The organism is Streptomyces tirandamycinicus (assembly GCF_003097515.1).
GTDB classification, from domain to species: domain Bacteria; phylum Actinomycetota; class Actinomycetes; order Streptomycetales; family Streptomycetaceae; genus Streptomyces; species Streptomyces tirandamycinicus.
The window spans coordinates 5313104-5330207 of sequence record NZ_CP029188.1 but is presented as its reverse complement, the minus strand read 5'-3'; the positions used below and the strand labels follow the sequence as shown (position 1 = coordinate 5330207).

Here is a 17104-nt window from a genome sequence, read left to right as displayed (position 1 = left end):
CCGGACCAGGGGATCTCGGGTCTGATGCACGATCGGGTGACATCTGAACTTGCTTGCCCTGCAGGGCAGGTGGGAAGGATGTCGCTGTGCCCAAGCCCTATCCGGAAGAGTTCCGCCAGGACGTCGTACGGGTCGCGAGAAACCGCGGCCCGGGGGTGACGGTCGAGCAGGTAGCCACCGATTTCGGGGTCCATCCGATGACGTTGTGGAAGTGGATGCGCCGGGCGGACATCGATGACGGTTCCAAGCCCGGGGTGACCAGCCAGGAGAGCGCGGAACTGCGGGAAGCGCGTCGGCGGATCAAGCTGCTGGAGCAGGAGAACGAGGTTCTGCGCCGGGCTGCGGCCTATCTGTCGCAGGCACATCTGCCGGGAAAAGGATCTACCCGCTCGTGAAAGAGCTGGCCGTGGACGGGGTGCCCGTCACGGTGACGTGCCGGGTGCTGAAGCTCGCCAGACAGCCCTACTACCGCTGGCTCGACAAGCCGGTGGCCGGCGCCGTGCTGGAGGAGGCGCATCGCGCGAACGCGTTGTTCGACGCCCACCGCGACGACCCGGAGTTCGGCTACCGCTTCCTGGCCGATGAAGCGCGTGGTGCCGGGGCCCGGATGGCGGACCGGACTGCGTGGCGGATCTGCCGGGACAACCGCTGGTGGAGCGTGTTCGGGAAGAGACGTGGCAGGGGCAGGAAGGCCGGGCCGCCGGTGCACGACGATCTCGTGAGCCGCAACTTCACCGCGACCGGCCCGAACCGGCTGTGGCTTGCCGACATCACCGAACACGCCACGGGTGAGGGGAAGTTGTACCTCTGCGCGATCAAGGATGTCTTCAGCAACAGGATCGTCGGCTATTCCATCGACGCGCGGATGAAGTCCCGCCTGGCCGTGACCGCCCTGGACAACGCCGTGACCCGGCGCGAACACGTCGACGGCTGCATTCTGCACAGCGATCGCGGATCGCAGTTCCGCTCCCGGAAGTTCGTCCGGGCGCTCGATCGTCACCGGATGGCCGGATCGATAGGGAGGGTCGGAGCTGCCGGCGACAACGCGGCCATGGAGTCCTTCTTCAGCCTGCTGCAGAAGAACGTCCTCGACCGCCAGGCCTGGGCCACCCGCGAAGAACTCCGGATCGCGATCGTGACCTGGATCGAGCGGACCTACCACCGACGCCGCAGACAAGCCTCACTCGGCCGACTGACCCCCATCGAATTCGAGACCGTCATGACCACACCGGCCCTCCAGGCCGCGTGACCAAACCTGTCACCCGAACCTGCATCAGACCCCTGATGATGGAGCGGCTCCCTGAGAGACCTCCGGCGTGGCTGCCCCGCGGTGAGCGAACCTTCGCGTACCCGTACAAGGACTGGAGGAAGCCACGCGTCTGGTGTCTCGCCTTCTTCACGGACCGTCACGCACGCTATGAGCAGCGCAAGATCATCGGGGTCGGCAGCGTCTTCCCTGGGAGACGATCGGGTACCTACGAACGGGCGCTGATCACACGCGACTTCACCGCACTCCAGTGGCCTCTGCCGCTTGTCGATCTCGAGGGCAGGATGGGGGCCAGCCGTCGATTTCTCCTCGACGACGGCCGTATGTCTCCTGCAGCCGGCGACAATCTACTCGACGCCGTCAGGCATCTGCGGCCGGAACTGAACGAGGCGCTGGACGGCCTGGAGGCCAGCCTGGGGGCCAATGCTCCGACAGGACGGGTGGGAGAACGGTTGAGCCTCGAGAAAGACGCGGTGGGAACCCTCCTTGAGACGTTCGGCACGGACCGCGATCCGCTCGAGGCGTGGCGGCCGCCATTCCGTGAGGACGATCCCCGCTCCCGATCCGTCCCCTTCCTCGAAGGGCTGCCCACCCTCCGACAGATTGAGGACCAGCAGATCGTCCATGACTACATGCGCTTCCCCGGCATGGAGGGCGAGGACGCCGTACAGGTCGGCTGGCGGATCTATCGCCGCAACTCCGAATCCCCCCACCGGCTGTTCGTGTACAACGCCAACCGCACACAGGCCGAGGCCGTCATGGGCGTCGACATGATCTATGTGAACGAGCACGCGCGCAGTGTGGCGACGGTCCAGTACAAGCGCATGCGCCAGAGCGGACGCAGCTGGGTCTACTGGCACGACGGTACCGGTGAACGGGAGCTGAAACGGATGGAGGCCGTGGACGACAAGTGCAGGGCAGAGGAGGAGTCGACTCGGACGAATCACCAGCGCTCCGGGGCGCTGGGAGATCCGCGCCTGGTCACCACGCCGAGCATGGTCAAGCTGTGCCGGACCGTTCCCTTCATGATGAACTCAGCGGCGCTCATATCCGGCATGTACCTCACACGGGAGCACTTCTGGGAGCTGCTCCAGCGCCCGGGGGCCGGTGGGCCGTCCGGCGGGACACGCATCGTCGAACACTCAGTTCCCCGCTATCTGAACAACACCACGTTCACCACATTGCTCAGGGACGGGTGGATCGGCACGCGCGGCACCAGCTCGGACTACGTCATCGACCTCATACGCGAGAGCCTGTCCGCCAAGGGGCCAGGCTCGGTCGTCGTCGGAATGCACCGCAGCGAGGTTCCGCCCGGCAATCGTCGAGTCAACTAACAGGCACCGCACTGTGCGGACGCCGAATCACGTAGCAGTCCCCACCGTCGACCACTGATCAGCCGATATCGTTCCCCCTACAGCCATCCGCCCACTACAAAGTGGTAAATCGCTCAAATTGTGACTTGCATCCCGGAAAACCGCTGGTCACTGACGGGACTCGAACCTGCGGTCAAGAGCATCCGCGCATCCTTGACAGAGCGGTAGCCAAAGCCTCTCGAACCAGAGATCAGGCCGAGGCGACCGGCAGTACGTCGGGCGAAAGCGCCGCCGCCCGCGCCGCGGCGCTCGTCATCCGTCGGCGATGGTGGCGACGGCACAGCACCTCGTAGCCGACGTCCTCGGTCGGCCGGTTCACGTCCCCGACCACGACCTGCTCCCCCTCGACCACCATCTCCCCGCCCACCGTACGGGCGTTGTGGGTGGCGCGGGCGCCGCACCAGCACATCGCCTCGACCTGCAGCGTCTCGAGGCGGTCGGCCAGCTCGATCAAGCGCTGCGAACCGGGGAACAGCCGGGTGCGGAAGTCCGTGGTGATACCGAACGCGAAGACATCCATGTCGAGGTCGTCGACGATGCGAGCCAGCTGGTCGATCTGCTCCGGCGCCAGAAACTGGGCCTCGTCCACGATCACGTAGTCGACCTTACCGCCCCGCGACAGCTGCTCCACCACGTACGCATACAGATCACAGTTCGGACCGGCCTCGACCGCCTCGGTCACCAGCCCGAGGCGCGACGACAGCTTGCCCTCCCCTGCACGGTCGTCGCGCGTGAAAATTACGCCCTGAAGACCCCGAGCCGACCTGTTATGCCCAATTTGTAGGGCCAAAGTACTTTTTCCACAGTCCATCGTTCCCGAGAAAAACACCAGTTCGGACATCAGTGGAGTGCGGCCTTTCGGGGCGAGCGAGACGAGACACGGACAACACCGGAACCACGTGCGACAACACCGTCCACAACACCATCAGTTGATGGCGAATACCCAAGGAAGTCGGTGCTCTTTCCGCAGTCCATCGTTCCGGAGAAGAACACCAGCTCGGGCATGGAGACGTGACAGCCTTTCCGTTGATTCCTGGGGACGGGTCGAGGTGGGCCGGACGTCAGGAGCGTACTTCGAGCAGGGGGACCAGCTGCTCGACGGGGGTCATCGACCCGTGCATGCCGACCATGGCCGACTCGTGGGGCTCGTTGACCGAGGCGGTGATCACGACGTCGTCGTGGGCCGCCGCGACGACGTCCCCAATGCGCCGGTACACCCGCTCGTCGGTCCGCGGTCCGAACCAGCCCGCCGCGATGGCCTCGTCCCGGCTCGCGATCCAGAACCGGTCACCCAGCACCTCGCGCCACACCGCGAGCACATCGGCCTCGGCACCGGGTACGGCGTAGACGTGCCGGGCGCGGCCCTCGCCGCCGAGCAGCGCGACGCCCGCGCGCAGCTCCCAGTCCTCGTCGAAGTCGATCCGCGACTCCTCGTCGAACGGGATGTCGATCATGCCGTGGTCCGCGGTGACGTACAGCGCGGCCCGGGGCGGCAGCTGCTCGGCGAGACGCTGGACGAGACAGTCGACGTATATCAGCTGGCCGCGCCAGGCGTCGGAGTCGATGCCGAAGCGGTGGCCCTTGCCGTCCAGCTCGCTGTAGTAGGTGTACACGAGCGACCGGTCCCCCGCCGCGAGCTGCTCGGCGGCGAGGTCCATCCGCTCCTCGCCGGTGAGCCGGCCGTGGAACGTCCCGCCGCTCAACGCGATCGTGGTGAGCGGGGTGTCCCGGAACGTCGGGGACGACACCTGGGCTGTGTGCACTCCCGACTCGTCGGCGAGCTGGAAGACCGTCGGGTACGGCTGCCAGACGCGCGGCGAGGTCCACGGCTTCCAGCGCAGCTGGTTCATCAGCTCCCCGGTCTCCGGGTTTCGCGCGGTGTAGCCGGGCAGGCCGTGTGCCCCGGGCGGCAGTCCGGTGCCGAAGGAGGCCAGCGAGGTGGCCGTGGTGGCGGGGAATCCGGCGGTCAGCGGCCGGCCGGTGCCGCCCAGCGAGCCGGCGAGGAGCGAGGTGAGGTACGGCGCGTCGTCGGGGTGGGCCCGCAGCTGCTCCCAGCCGAGGCCGTCGATCAGGAAGACGCAGTTCCGGTCCGCGGGCGTCAGCTCGGAGATGGCGGGGCGCAGGCCCGGCACGCCCTGCCCGGCGGCGAGCGTCGGCAGCAGATCGGCGAGCGAGGCCGTGCCGTACGCGGGGACGGGGGCCGTGTCGAGGCCGAGCGGGACGACGTCCTCGGGCCAGTCGGGACGGACCATCAGCGGGTGGCGGCCGTGGCCTCGGACAGCGCCTGCGCGAAGGCGAGCGTCTGGCGGACCGCCTCCGGGCCGTCGCCGGCCTCGCTGACCCGCAGGCTGAGGTCGTCGGCGGTGGAGCTGCCGGTGTAGCCGTGGTCGGCCTCGCAGTTGGTGTCGCCGCAGGCGGCGGGCTCCAGGTCGATCCGGGAGACCGCGCCCCAGCCGATGGTGAGGACCACCTCGCGGGGCACCGTGCCCGGGGTGTACGACTCCGGGTTGCCGACGACGCGGCTCACCACGACGGACGAGATCCTCGGGAGCTTCACCGACTCGGTGGAGGTCGTCGCGTAGGGCGTCGGGGAGCTGCCGTCGGCCGCCTGCTCGTCCGTGTGGCTCACGATGAAGCGGTTGCCGGTCAGCACGAGGACGGTGACATGGCGGCGCACCTCGTTGGAGTCGAAGGTCGTCTCCTGGTGCACGAGGTACGACGAGATCTGCTCGCCGCCCACCGCCGCCTCCACCGCCTCGGCCACGAGAGCCGGGTAGTAGCCGCTGCGCTCGATCGCCGTGCGCAGCCCCTGGGTCGTCGTACCGGTCTTCGCCATGGGCTCCATCCTACGGGGCCCGCGGACCCGGGAGTGCGCTCCGTGACCTCCCGTCCCGGCCCGCCGACCGGGGGTGCGCCCCCTGGCCTCCCGTCCCGGCCCGCCGACCGGTGGTGCGCCCCCTGCCTCCCGGCCACCTCCCGCCGCCGCCCCGCCGACCCGCCGACCCCGGGGACGCGCCCATGGCCTCCCGCCCCGGCCGGGCGCGACCGCGCCCGGTTCAGTAGCTCGGGAGGGTCCTGGGTCCCAGGTCGGTCCGGGCCGGCGGCGGGGCGAGCCGGACGGAGGCCCCGAGCACGGAGAGGCCGTGCGGGGCGACCACCACCGGTTCGAGCCCGACGCCGACGACCTCCGGGTGGTCATCGACCAGGCGGGAGACGCGGAGCAGCAACTCCTCCAGTGCGGCGGTGTCGACGGGCACGGACCCGCGCCAGCCGAAGAGGAGGGGGGCGGTCCGGATGGACCGGATGAGGTCGGCGGCGTCGCGGTCGGTGGCGGGGACGAGGCGGTGGGCCGTGTCGCCGAGCAGGTCCGTGGCGGGGCCCGCGAGCCCGAAGGACAGCACGGCGCCCACGGCGGGGTCGATCGCGGCGCGCACCACGGTGTCCACCCCCCGCGGGACCATCGGCTGCACGACGGGCCGGAGCTCCCCGGGCTTGCCGAGGTTCTCCGTCATCTCCGCGTACGCCTGGCGCACCTGCCGCTCGTCGGCCAGGTCGAGACGCACGCCGCCGAGGTCGGGGCGGTGGCGCAGATGGGGTGCGGTGGTCTTGAGGGCGACCGGGTAGCCCAGCCGGCCGGCGGCGCGGGCCGCGGTGTCCGCGTCGGGGGCGGGGAGCGTGGGGAGGACGGCGATGCCGTAGCGCGCCAGCAGCCGCAGCGCGTCGTCGTCGGGGAGGGTGACGCCGTCCTCGCCGGGGGCGGCGTCGAGCAGGCCCGCGATGAGCTCGGCGGCTCCGCTCTCGTCGATGTCGTCGTACTCCGGCACCTTGCCGGGTTCCGCCGCGTCGCGGCGCCACTGCGCGTACCTCACGGCCTCGGCCAGGGCCCGCACGGCCCGTTCGGCGGCGGGGTACGCGGGGATGCGGCCGGCTCCCCCGCGGGTCGCCGCGGGCGCGTCCCCACCGGCGGGCGCGTCCTCACCGGCAGGCCCGTCCGGGCGGGTGCCCGCGGCGGGCGCGGGCGCCAGGCCCCCGGGTGCCGAAAGGGTGGACGCCGCGGCGGGACCGCGCGCGCCCGGCCCACCGGCTGCGGGCCCGGCCGGGGGGACTGCCGGGGGGACTGCCGCGGACGGCGAGCCGCCCGGACCGGGCGCCGCACCGCGGGCGACCGCCGGGGAGCCACTCGCGGAGGGCCCGGCCTGCCGGACCGGCACTGCGCCCGGCGCCGCGGCCGGTGCGCGGCCCGAGCCGGATTCCGCCCCGGCGCCCGATCCGGCGTCCGATCCGGCGTCCTCGGGCGCCGGGGCGGGGTCGGCCGGGGCGCCCGGGGCGCGGTGCGGGGAGGCCGGGGCCGAACTGCTGGCCGCCGCGAGGGCGTCGGCGAGTCCGCCGAGTTCGACGTGGACGACGAGCACGGGCTTCGCCGGTGCGGAGGCGGTCGCGGAGAGCAGGGCGGCGGCGAGGACCTCGCCGTCACCGGACTCGGTGACGCCGTTCTCCCCCACCCACGGGATCGCGTTGACGACGACCGCGTCGCACGCGTCGTCCCGCAGCGCCGAGGCGAGCGCCCCGCGGAAGTCGTCCGGCGTCGCGGCCGTCGTCAGGTCGCGCGGCCGCAGCGGGCGCAGCCCCTCCGTCAGACAGGCGTCGTACGTCAGCAGGCCCAGGGACTCCGAGTTGCCGAGGATCGCCACCCGGGGCCCCGCGGGCAGCGGCTGGCTCGCCAGCAGTACCCCGGCGTCGACGAGTTCGGTGACGGTGTCCACGCGGATCACGCCGGCCTGCCTCAGCAACTCCGAGACCGTCGCGTACGGCACCCGTGTCGTCGGCACCGCGTGTCCCGGCGGAGCACTGCCGCTGTGCCGGGCGCCCTTCACCACGACCACCGGCTTGACCGCCGCCGTACGCCGGGCGAGCCGGGTGAACTTCCGCGGGTTGCCGATCGATTCGAGGTAGAGCAGGACGACGTCGGTGTCCGGGTCGTCGTAGCAGTACTGGAGGAAGTCGTTGCCGGACACATCGGCCCGGTTGCCCGCGGAGATGAACGACGACAGCCCGGCGCCCCGGCGGTGCAGTCCGCTGAGCAGCGCTATGCCGATGGCGCCGGACTGGGCGAACAGCCCGGTCCGGCCGCGAGCGGGCGACTCCGGCGCGAGTGAGGCGTTGAGCCGGGCCCCGGCCGCGGTGTTGATGATCCCGAACGCGTTCGGCCCGATGATCCGCATTCCGTGCGCACGCGCCTGGCGCACGAGCCGGCGCTGCCGTTCCAGCCCCTCCGGGCCGCTCTCCGCGTACCCCGCGGCGATCACGACGAGTCCCTGCACCCCGTGCTCGCCGCAGTCCTCGACGACTTCGGGGACGCGTTCGGCGGGGACGGCGACGACCGCCAGGTCGACCGGCTCCCCGGTCGCTGCGACGATCTCCCCCACCGAGCGGTAGGCGGGTACCCCGTCGATCTCGTCCATGTCGAGGACCAGGGAGCGGTTCACCGCGTAGGTCCGCCCGGTGTAGCCGGCGTCGAGCAGGTTGCGCAGCACCGCACGCCCCACCCCGCCCGGTGCGCGGCCCGCGCCGACCACCGCCACCGAGCGGGGGGCCAGGAGCCGCTGCACGGAGCGGGCCTCGGCCCGCTGCTCCCGGGCGCGCTGGACCGCGAGCGAGCGGGCGGTCGGCTCGAGGTCGAGGGTGAGGTGGACGGAGCCGTCCTCGAAGCTGCGCCGCTGGGTGTACCCGGCGTCCGTGAACACCTTGATCATCTTGTTGTTGGCGGGCAGCACCTCCGCCGCGAACCGCCTGATCCCCCGCTCCCGCGCGACCGCGGCGATGTGCTCGAGCAGCGTGGAGGCGACGCCCCGGCCCTGGTGGGCGTCCTGCACCAGGAAGGCCACCTCGGCCTCGTCCGCCGGGGCGGAGGCCGGCCGGCCCTGGGCGTTGATGCGGTCGTAGCGGACGGTCGCGATGAACTCGCCTCCGACGGTCACCGCGAGGCCCACCCGGTCCACGTAGTCGTGGTGGGTGAACCGGTGGACGTCCTTGGCCGACAGCCGCGGGTAGGGGGCGAAGAACCGGTAGTACTTGGACTCGTCCGAGACCTGCTCGTAGAAGCTGACGAGCCGCTCGGCGTCCTCGGTGGTGATGGGCCTGATGTGCGCGGTGCCACCGTCGCGCAGCACCACGTCGGCTTCCCAGTGGTCGGGGTACGCGTGATCCGACGGGGTCTGCATGGGGCAAGGGTAAGGCCCCGGCACGGGTCGCGTTCCCCGGAGTGCGGGGGCAGGCTGGGAGGGCCGATCCCGGCCCCGCACCGGCCGGATCCGGCGGCCGGGCACTCCGCACCTCATGAGAGACTGGTCTAGACAACCCGGGACTTCCCACCGAACTTCCCGCTGAGACCCGAAGGGCACCACCATGGCTGAGCGCCGCGTCAATGTCGGCTGGGCGGAGGGCCTGCACGCCCGCCCCGCGTCCATCTTCGTCCGTGCCGCCACGGCTTCCGGCGTTCCCGTCACGATCGCCAAGGCCGGCGGCACCCCGGTCAACGCCGCCTCGATGCTCGCGGTACTCGGCCTCGGCGCGCAGGGCGGCGAGGAGATCGTGCTCGCGTCGGACGCGGAGGGCGCGGAGGCGGCACTGGACCGTCTGGCGAAACTGGTCGCCGAGGGCCTCGAGGAACTTCCCGAGACCGTCTGAGCGCACCGGATTCATGAGCGGGTCGCGGTTCCGGAATTTCCGGGAACGCGGCCCGCATACATGACCAACCACTACCGGAATTCCTTTCCGGCAGCAGGAGAATACCCCCCGGGTTTTTCTTCCCCTCTTTGTATACGGCGCATGTGTTAAATGCGGTCGCCCGCCGTGTTTACGGAGTGTTGCGAGGCCCTCACTGCCGCCGGGATCCGAAGCCGGTGCGCGCCCGTCGTGCGCTCGGCGTGCAGCGCGGTCAGCGCGCGCGCCCGCTCCGCGTCCCCACGGGCCACCGCGTCCACGATCGCGCCGTGCTCGGCCCACGCCTCGAGCGGACGGGCGGGCTGCTCGACCGCGTACATCCACGCGATCTTGTACCGGAGCTGGGTCAGCAGCGCGGTGAGCCCCGGGCTCCCGCACGCCTGGGCCAGCGTCTCGTGGAACCAGGCACCGAGCGAGCGCAGGTCCTCGCCCTGGCCGCGCCGTGCCCGGTCCTGACCGAGCCGGACCAGTCCGCGCAGCACCTTGAGGTGCGCCTCGGTCCGCCGCTGGGCGGCCCGCGCGGCACCGAGGGGCTCCAGCAGCAGCCGGATCTCCAGCAGGTCGGCGGCCTCCTGCTCGGTGGGCTCGGCCACGCACGCCCCGGCGTGGCGGCGGGTGACGACGAACCCCTCCGACTGCAGGGTGCGCAGCGCCTCCCGGACCGGGACGCGCGAGACGCCGTAGCGGCGCGCCAGCTGCTCCTCGGTGAGCCGGCTGCCGCGCTCGAACACACCGGAGACGATGTCGTCGCGGATCGCCGTGCATACCGAGCGTGCGGGAACGCGCATACCGAACCTCCGCTTTAATCGCCGCGAAACCCCGTCGAGCGACGTCTGTTTCGGTGACTCTATGGCAGGTGGCCGGAATTTCCGAAGGCCTATCCTAATCCATGGATATCTTTTGGCCGGAATACGCCGAAAGCCCCGGCTCTGAGGAGCCGGGGCCTCGGTCGAAACGGTGCACGCGTCAGACGCGGACGCCGTGCGAGCGGAGGTACGCGATCGGATCGATGTCCGAGCCGTAGTCCTGTCCGGTGCGGGCCTCGAAGTGGAGGTGGGGACCGGTGGAGTTCCCGGTCGATCCGGCGAGGCCGATCTGCTGGCCCGGGGCGACCTGCTGGCCGACCGAGACGCTGATCGAGGACAGATGGCCGTACTGGGTGTACGTGCCGTCGTGCATGCGGATCACGACGTTGTTGCCGTAGGCGCCGCCCCAGCCGGCCTCCACGACGGTGCCCATGCCGACCGCGACGACCTCGGTGCCGGAGGCGGCGTGGAAGTCGACGCCGGTGTGGCTGCCGGAGGACCACAGGGCGCTTCCGGCGCGGTAGGCGGTGCTCACATAGGAACCTGCGACCGGGAGCGTGTAGGTCGTCAGGCGCTTGCGCTCGGCCTCGCGGGCGGCGCGCTCCGCGGCGTCGCGGGCGGCCTGCACCCGGAGCTCGGCCTTGCGCTTGGCCTCGGCCTCGGCCTTCTCCTGGGCCGCGGCCAGGGCGGCCTCCTGCTGCTGGGCATCCGCCTGGGCGCCGATCTGCTCGGCGAGCGAGTCGGCGGCGACGGCCTGGGTCAGTCCGGTGTCCTCGACGGGGGCGGGCCCGCCGGCCTCGGCGGCGAGGGCCGGGGAGGCGAGGGTACCGATGACGCCGGTGGTGGCGATGGCCGCGACGGAGGCGACGCCCGCCCTCCTGCGCGACAGGCGGCTCGGACCACGGTGCTTCCCGGTGGCACGGGTGAACGCCATGAAGTGGCTGATCCTTTCCTTCCTTCTCGCCTACCGGGTTAGCTGACGGGTTCGGAGCAGGAAGGTCTCCTACGAGCCCCTCCGCGCGAAGGCGAAGGCACCCGATTCACCCCAGGGGACATATGGGTCCCCGGCTCCCCAGGCTCGCGCCGGACGGGGACTCGGCGATGGCTGCCCGATGCCGCGGGTGCGGCGTGTGCAACTGGCGGACAGCGCAGAAGACGCTAAGCCGATCTTCGTTCAATCACCAAACAGACACGGATATTTGTAGTGCACGCCACAGGGCAGACACCGACCCTCCTCATCAAACCGGACATACGGGCGGATGGTCGGGGAGGTGTTCCGGGCAGGGGAAAGGGGGCCCCTCGGCGCGAAGCCGAGGGGCCCCCTTTCCCCTGCCCGGAGGAGGTGCGGTCAATCAGCCCGTGACAACGGTCACTTCGCCGATCCCGAGCGCCCGCACCGGCTCCTCGATCTCGGACGCGTCCCCGACGAGGACCGTCACCAGCCGGTCCACGGGGAAGGCGCTGACCACCGCGGCCGTCGCCTCCACCGTGCCGGTGCCGGCCAGCCGCGCGTACAACTGGGCCTGGTAGTCGTCCGGGAGACCCTGCTCGACCTGGTCGGCCAGCGTGCCGGCCACGGACGCGGCCGTCTCGTACTTCAGCGGCGCCACGCCCACCAGGTTCTGCACCGCGACATCGCGCTCCGCGTCCGTCAGGCCCTCAGCGGCGAGGGTGCGCAGCACCGTGAACAGGTCCTCGAGCGCGGGGCCCGTGTGCGGGGTGTCGACCGATCCGCTGATGGCGAGCATCGCGGCGCCGCCGGCTCCGCCCGGGGCCGCGGGGGCGTCGGAGCGCAGTACCTGGCCGAAGGCCCGTACGCCGTAGGTGTAGCCCTTCTCCTCGCGCAGGACGCGGTCCAGGCGGGAGGTCAGCGTGCCGCCGAGGCAGTAGGTGCCCAGGACCTGGGCGGGCCACACCCGGTCGTGGCGGTCGGGTCCGATCCGGCCGATCAGCAACTGGGTCTGCACGGCGCCGGGGCGGTCCACGATGACGACGCGGCCCGTGTCGTCCGCGGTGATCGGCGGCATCGGCCGGCTCTCGGCCGAGTCGCCCGTCCAGGCGCCGAGCGTGTCGGCCAGCACGGCGTCCAGATCCACGCCCTCGAGGTCGCCGACGACCACGGCCGTGGCCGTGGCGGGCCGGATGTGCGCCTCGTAGAAGGCCCGGACCGCGGCCGCGTCGATGCGCTCGACGGTCTCCTCCGTGCCCTGCCGAGGACGGGACATCCGGGAGGACGCCGGGAACAGCTGCCGGGAGAGCTCCTTGGCGGCCCGGCGGGCCGGGTTCGCGGTCTCGTGCGGGATCTCGTCGAGCCGGTTGCGGACGAGCCGCTCTACCTCGCTGTCGGCGAACAGCGGGGCGCGCAGCGCCTCGGCGAGCAGGCCGAGGGCCTTCGGCAGCCGGGAGACCGGTACCTCGAGGGAGAGCCGGACCCCCGGATGGTCGGCGTGCGCGTCGAGCGTGGCGCCGCAGCGCTCCAGTTCGGCCGCGAACTCCTCCGCCGTGTGCTTGTCGGTGCCCTCGGACAGCGCCCGGGCCATGATCGTGGCGACGCCGTCCAGGCCCTCGGGCTCGGCGTCCAGCGGCGCGTCGAGGAAGATCTCCACGGCCACGACCTGCTGGCCGGGGCGGTTGCAGCGCAGCACGGTCAGCCCGTTGCCCAGGGTGCCGCGCACCGGGGCGGGGAAGGCCCAGGGCTTGGCGTCGCCGGGCTGCGGCTGCGGATGGAGGTCCATGGTCACGGCAGCGTCGGTCACTGGTCCGTCCCCTCTGTGTCGTCGTTGCCCCCGGCCTCACCGGCACGACCGGTGCTCCCGGCGTCACCCGCGCTGCCGGCGTTTCCGGAGTCGTCCGCGGCCGCGGCGGGCTCGTACACCAGCACCGCCCTGTTGTCCGGGCGCAGCCGCGCCGCGGCGACGGCCCGCACCTCCTCGGCGGTGACGTCGAGCACCCGCTGGACGGCGGTGAGCGCCAGCTGCGGGTCGCCGAAGAGCACGGCGTACCGGCACAGCTCGTCGGCGCGGCCGGCGACGGTGCCGAGGCGGTCCAGCCACTCCCGCTCGAGCTGGGCCTGGGCGCGCTCCATCTCCTCCGCCGTGGGGCCCTCGGCGGCGAACCGCGCCAGCTCCTCGTCGACCGCGGCCTCGATGTCGGGGACCTCGACGCCCCCGGAGGTCTTCACGTCCAGCCAGCCCAGGGAGGGCGCGCCGGCGAGGCGGAGCAGGCCGAAGCCGGCGGCGACGGCCGTGCGGTCGCGGCGGACCAGCCGGTTGTGCAGCCGGGAGGACTCGCCGCCGCCGAGGACGGTCAGCGCCAGGTCGGCGGCGTCGGCCTCGCGGGTGCCGTCGTGCGGGAGGCGGTACGCGGCCATCAGGGCCCGGGCCGGAACCTCCTCCTCCAGCACCTCGCGTAGCTGCTCGCCGATGATCTCCGGGAGCGAGCCGTCGCGCGGCGGCTGCTTGCCGTCGTGCATCGGGATGGACCCGAAGTACTTCTCGATCCAGGCGAGCGTCCGCTCCGGGTCGATGTCGCCGACGACCGACAGCACCGCGTTGTTCGGCGCGTAGTAGGTGCGGAAGAAGTTCCGCGCGTCCTCCAGCGTCGCCGCGTCCAGGTCGGCCATCGAGCCGATCGGGGTGTGGTGGTACGGGTGGCCCTCGGGGTAGGCCAGCGCGGTCAGCTTCTCGAACGCGGTGCCGTACGGGACGTTGTCGTAGCGCTGGCGGCGCTCGTTCTTGACGACGTCCCGCTGGTTCTCCATGGACTCGTCGTCGAGGGCGGCCAGCAGGGAGCCCATGCGGTCGGCCTCCAGCCAGAGCGCGAGCTCCAGCTGGTGGGCGGGCATGGTCTCGAAGTAGTTGGTGCGCTCGAAGCTCGTGGTGCCGTTGAGCGAACCGCCGGCCCCCTGCACCAGCTCGAAGTGGCCGTTGCCGGGCACCTGGGCGGAGCCCTGGAACATCAGGTGCTCGAACAGGTGGGCCAGGCCGGTGCGGCCCTCGACCTCGTGGCGGGAGCCGACGTCGTACCAGAGGCACACCGCGGCGACCGGGGTCAGGTGGTCCTCGGAGAGCACCACGCGCAGGCCGTTGGCCAGGCGGTGCTCGGTCGCTGTCAGGCCTCCGGAGCCGGCCCGGGCTGTGGCCGTGTGACCCATGGGCATGTGGTCCCTTCGATCGCGTTGCAGGATGTCCTGCCACTGTATGCAAACCGTGCAGGTAACCGGCGAAGTTCCCGAGGCTTCCACCCCCCTGTCCCGGGTCGCGGTCCGCGTTGTCGGCGCGACGGTCCACAATGGTCGGCGTCAGATCACGTTCATGGTTCATGTTGGTGAAGGAGCCGCAGCAGCGATGGCCCGCCGCAGCACGAAGACGCCGCCGCCCGACGACTTCGAGGAGAGGATCCTCGACATCGACGTCGTCGACGAGATGCAGGGCTCCTTCCTCGAGTACGCGTACTCGGTGATCTACTCCCGCGCCCTGCCCGACGCCCGGGACGGCATGAAGCCGGTGCACCGCCGGATCGTGTACCAGATGAACGAGATGGGGCTGCGCCCCGACCGGGGCTATGTGAAGTGCGCCCGGGTCGTCGGCGAGGTGATGGGCAAGCTCCACCCGCACGGCGACGCGTCGATCTACGACGCCCTGGTGCGCATGGCCCAGCCCTTCTCGATGCGGCTGCCGCTGGTCGACGGCCACGGGAACTTCGGCTCGCTGGGCAACGACGACCCTCCGGCGGCGATGCGCTACACCGAGTGCCGGATGGCCGACGCGACGAGCCTGATGACCGAGTCCATCGACGAGGACACGGTCGACTTCGCCCCCAACTACGACGGGCAGGAGCGGGAACCGCTGGCGCTGCCGGCCGCGTACCCGAACCTGCTGGTGAACGGCGCGTCGGGGATCGCGGTCGGCATGGCGACCAACATGCCTCCGCACAACCTCGGCGAGGTGATCGCCGCCGCCCGCCATCTGATCAGGTACCCGGGGGCGGACCTGGAGACGCTGATGCGTCATGTGCCGGGCCCGGACCTGCCTACCGGCGGCCGGATCGTCGGCCTGGCCGGGATCAAGGACGCGTACGAGACCGGCCGCGGCACGTTCAAGATCCGCGCCACGGTCTCGGTGGAGACCGTGACGGCGCGCCGCAAGGGCCTCGTCGTCACCGAACTGCCCTTCAGCGTCGGCCCGGAGAAGGTGATCTCCAAGATCAAGGACCTGGTGGGCCAGAAGAAGCTGCAGGGCATCGCCGACGTCAAGGACCTCACGGACCGCGAGCACGGGCTGCGCCTGGTCATCGAGGTCAAGAACGGTTTCATCCCCGAGGCCGTCCTGGAGCAGCTGTACAAGCTGACGCCGATGGAGGAGTCCTTCGGCATCAACAACGTGGCGCTGGTCGACGGGCAGCCGCTGACGCTGGGCCTCAAGGAACTGCTGGAGGTCTATCTCGACCACCGCTTCGACGTGGTGCGCCGCCGCAGCGAGTTCCGACGGGGGAAGCGGAGGGACCGGCTCCATCTGGTCGAGGGCCTGCTCGTCGCGCTGGTCGACATCGACGAGGTCATCCGCCTGATCCGTTCCAGCGAGAACGCGGCGCAGGCCAAGGAGCGTCTGATGGAGCGCTTCTCCCTCAGCGACGTCCAGACGCAGTACATCCTGGACACCCCGCTGCGCCGGCTCACCAAGTTCGACCGGATCGAGCTGGAGGCCGAGCGCGACAAGCTCAAGGGCGAGATCGCCGAACTGACGAAGATTTTGGAGTCGGACGCCGAGCTGCGCAAGCTCGTCTCGTCCGAACTGGCCTCGGTGGCCAAGAAGTTCGGCACCCCCCGGCGCACGGTCCTGCTGGAGTCGGCCGGCGCCCCGGTCCCGGCCGCCTCACTGCAGGTCGCGGACGACCCGTGCCGGGTGCTGCTGTCCTCCACGGGTCTGCTGGCGCGTACCGTCACCGCCGAGCCGCCGCCGCAGGCGGGCAAGCGCGCCAAGCACGACGTGATCGTCTCCTCGGTGGCGGCCACGGCGCGCGGCGAGGTGGGCGTGGTGACCTCGTCGGGCCGGCTGCTCCGGCTGTCGGTGATCGACCTCCCGCAGCTCCCGGAGTCGGCGCAGGCGCCGAACCTCTCGGGCGGCGCGCAGGTCTCGGAGTTCCTGTCGCTGGAGGCGGACGAGACGGTCGTCTGCCTGACCGGCCTGGCGGAGTCCTCGCCGGGTCTGGCGCTCGGCACCCTGCAGGGCGTGGTCAAGCGGGTGGTGCCCGACTACCCGGCCAACAAGGACGAACTCGAGGTCATCGCACTCAAGGAGGGTGACCGGATCATCGGCGGCGCCGAACTGCGCACGGGCGAGGAGGACCTGGTCTTCATCACCTCCGACGCGCAGCTGCTGCGCTTCCAGGCGTCGCAGGTACGGCCGCAGGGCAGGGCGGCGGGCGGCATGGCGGGCATCAAGCTCGCCGAGGGTGCCGAAGTGATCTCGTTCACCACGGTGGACCCGGCAGCGGACGCGGTGGTCTTCACGGTCGCGGGGGCCGCCGGGACCCTGGACGACTCGGTGACGACGGCGAAGCTGACGCCGTTCGACCAGTACCCGCGCAAGGGCCGGGCCACCGGCGGCGTGCGCTGCCAGCGCTTCCTCAAGGGCGAGGACCGGCTGGTCTTCGCCTGGGCGGGAGTCAGCGAGGCCCGTGCGGCGCAGAGGAACGGCTCCCCGGCCGAGCTTCCGGAGATCGACCCCCGCCGCGACGGCTCGGGCACACCGCTGGACAAGCCGGTCGCGGCCCTGGCCGGTCCGGTGTCCTAGGCGCGGATACGCCGTCGCCCGGCGGGCCGCCGCCGGGTGACGGGATCGCCGCCCTTCCGTATGACGCCGCCCCCTTCCACGTCCCCGCGGAAGGGGGCGTTCCGCTTACCCGCGGAAGGAGGCGGCCGCCCCTCGAGGTGC

12 protein-coding genes and 1 riboswitch are annotated in these 17104 nt (G+C 71.5%); of the genes, 4 read left to right on the top strand and 8 right to left on the bottom strand.

Going from position 1 to position 17104, the window contains the following annotated elements:
- Positions 1-86 precede the first annotated feature (86 nt).
- Together DDW44_RS23455 and DDW44_RS31775 are read left to right on the top strand one after the other, a co-directional pair.
- A protein-coding gene (locus DDW44_RS23455; RefSeq protein WP_108907632.1) for an IS3 family transposase occupies positions 87-1249 on the top strand; the annotation gives its coding sequence in 2 pieces (ribosomal slippage) (positions 87-371 and positions 374-1249; 1161 coding nt in all).
- Between the two features lie 35 nt (positions 1250-1284).
- A complete protein-coding gene (locus DDW44_RS31775) occupies positions 1285-2601 on the top strand; it encodes a hypothetical protein (protein ID WP_146207049.1) in 1317 nt (438 codons plus the stop codon).
- A gap of 229 nt (positions 2602-2830) precedes the next feature.
- On the opposite strand, the gene DDW44_RS23440 is transcribed toward DDW44_RS31775, so the two are convergent.
- The 4 genes from DDW44_RS23440 to DDW44_RS23420 form a co-directional block, all read right to left on the bottom strand.
- A complete protein-coding gene (locus DDW44_RS23440) occupies positions 2831-3481 on the bottom strand; it encodes a thymidine kinase (protein ID WP_108907629.1) in 651 nt (216 codons plus the stop codon).
- A gap of 220 nt (positions 3482-3701) precedes the next feature.
- Complete coding sequence (locus DDW44_RS23430; RefSeq protein WP_108907628.1) at positions 3702-4892, bottom strand: alkaline phosphatase family protein; 1191 nt, start codon at positions 4890-4892, stop codon at positions 3702-3704.
- Positions 4892-5476 carry a DUF5998 family protein gene (locus tag DDW44_RS23425; protein WP_018888409.1) on the bottom strand — a complete coding sequence of 195 codons (585 nt, stop codon included), beginning with the start codon at positions 5474-5476 and terminating at the stop codon, positions 4892-4894. The genes DDW44_RS23430 and DDW44_RS23425 overlap by 1 nt, the downstream gene beginning before the upstream one ends.
- Before the next feature lie 220 nt (positions 5477-5696).
- Complete coding sequence (locus DDW44_RS23420; RefSeq protein ID WP_108907627.1) at positions 5697-8861, bottom strand: bifunctional acetate--CoA ligase family protein/GNAT family N-acetyltransferase; 3165 nt, start codon at positions 8859-8861, stop codon at positions 5697-5699.
- 184 nt (positions 8862-9045) lie between these two features.
- Here DDW44_RS23420 and DDW44_RS23415 point away from each other — a divergent pair, with 184 nt between their 5' ends.
- A complete protein-coding gene (locus DDW44_RS23415) occupies positions 9046-9327 on the top strand; it encodes an HPr family phosphocarrier protein (RefSeq protein WP_018888407.1) in 282 nt (93 codons plus the stop codon).
- Between the two features lie 146 nt (positions 9328-9473).
- Here the strand turns inward: DDW44_RS23415 and DDW44_RS23410 are convergent, their stop codons facing one another.
- From DDW44_RS23410 to DDW44_RS23395, 4 genes are all read right to left on the bottom strand, one after another.
- Entirely contained in the window at positions 9474-10151 is a 678-nt protein-coding gene (locus DDW44_RS23410; protein WP_017949370.1) for a GntR family transcriptional regulator, read from the bottom strand.
- A 178-nt stretch (positions 10152-10329) separates the two neighbouring features.
- Entirely contained in the window at positions 10330-11103 is a 774-nt protein-coding gene (locus DDW44_RS23405; protein ID WP_108907626.1) for a M23 family metallopeptidase, read from the bottom strand.
- A 13-nt stretch (positions 11104-11116) separates the two neighbouring features.
- Positions 11117-11280, bottom strand: a riboswitch (cyclic di-AMP (ydaO/yuaA leader).
- Positions 11281-11521: 241 nt separating this feature from the next.
- The gene (locus DDW44_RS23400; RefSeq protein WP_425275700.1) at positions 11522-12904 is read right to left on the bottom strand and encodes a M16 family metallopeptidase; all 1383 of its coding nucleotides are present in this window, start codon (positions 12902-12904) and stop codon (positions 11522-11524) included.
- 17 nt (positions 12905-12921) lie between these two features.
- Positions 12922-14322 carry a M16 family metallopeptidase gene (locus DDW44_RS23395; protein ID WP_018888404.1) on the bottom strand — a complete coding sequence of 467 codons (1401 nt, stop codon included), beginning with the start codon at positions 14320-14322 and terminating at the stop codon, positions 12922-12924.
- 193 nt (positions 14323-14515) lie between these two features.
- On the opposite strand from DDW44_RS23395, the gene DDW44_RS23390 reads away from it, so the two are divergent.
- Entirely contained in the window at positions 14516-16963 is a 2448-nt protein-coding gene (locus DDW44_RS23390; protein WP_108907624.1) for a DNA gyrase/topoisomerase IV subunit A, read from the top strand.
- Positions 16964-17104: the final 141 nt, after the last annotated feature.

Coding starts and splice junctions, on each gene's coding strand:
- DDW44_RS31775 (WP_146207049.1), top strand. CDS start 1,285: ATGATGGAGCGGCTCCCTGAGAGACCTCCGGCGTGGCTGCCCCGCGGT.
- DDW44_RS23440 (WP_108907629.1), bottom strand. CDS start 3,481: ATGTCCGAACTGGTGTTTTTCTCGGGAACGATGGACTGTGGAAAAAGT.
- DDW44_RS23430 (WP_108907628.1), bottom strand. CDS start 4,892: ATGGTCCGTCCCGACTGGCCCGAGGACGTCGTCCCGCTCGGCCTCGAC.
- DDW44_RS23425 (WP_018888409.1), bottom strand. CDS start 5,476: ATGGCGAAGACCGGTACGACGACCCAGGGGCTGCGCACGGCGATCGAG.
- DDW44_RS23420 (WP_108907627.1), bottom strand. CDS start 8,861: ATGCAGACCCCGTCGGATCACGCGTACCCCGACCACTGGGAAGCCGAC.
- DDW44_RS23415 (WP_018888407.1), top strand. CDS start 9,046: ATGGCTGAGCGCCGCGTCAATGTCGGCTGGGCGGAGGGCCTGCACGCC.
- DDW44_RS23410 (WP_017949370.1), bottom strand. CDS start 10,151: ATGCGCGTTCCCGCACGCTCGGTATGCACGGCGATCCGCGACGACATC.
- DDW44_RS23405 (WP_108907626.1), bottom strand. CDS start 11,103: ATGGCGTTCACCCGTGCCACCGGGAAGCACCGTGGTCCGAGCCGCCTG.
- DDW44_RS23400 (WP_425275700.1), bottom strand. CDS start 12,904: ATGGACCTCCATCCGCAGCCGCAGCCCGGCGACGCCAAGCCCTGGGCC.
- DDW44_RS23395 (WP_018888404.1), bottom strand. CDS start 14,322: ATGGGTCACACGGCCACAGCCCGGGCCGGCTCCGGAGGCCTGACAGCG.
- DDW44_RS23390 (WP_108907624.1), top strand. CDS start 14,516: ATGGCCCGCCGCAGCACGAAGACGCCGCCGCCCGACGACTTCGAGGAG.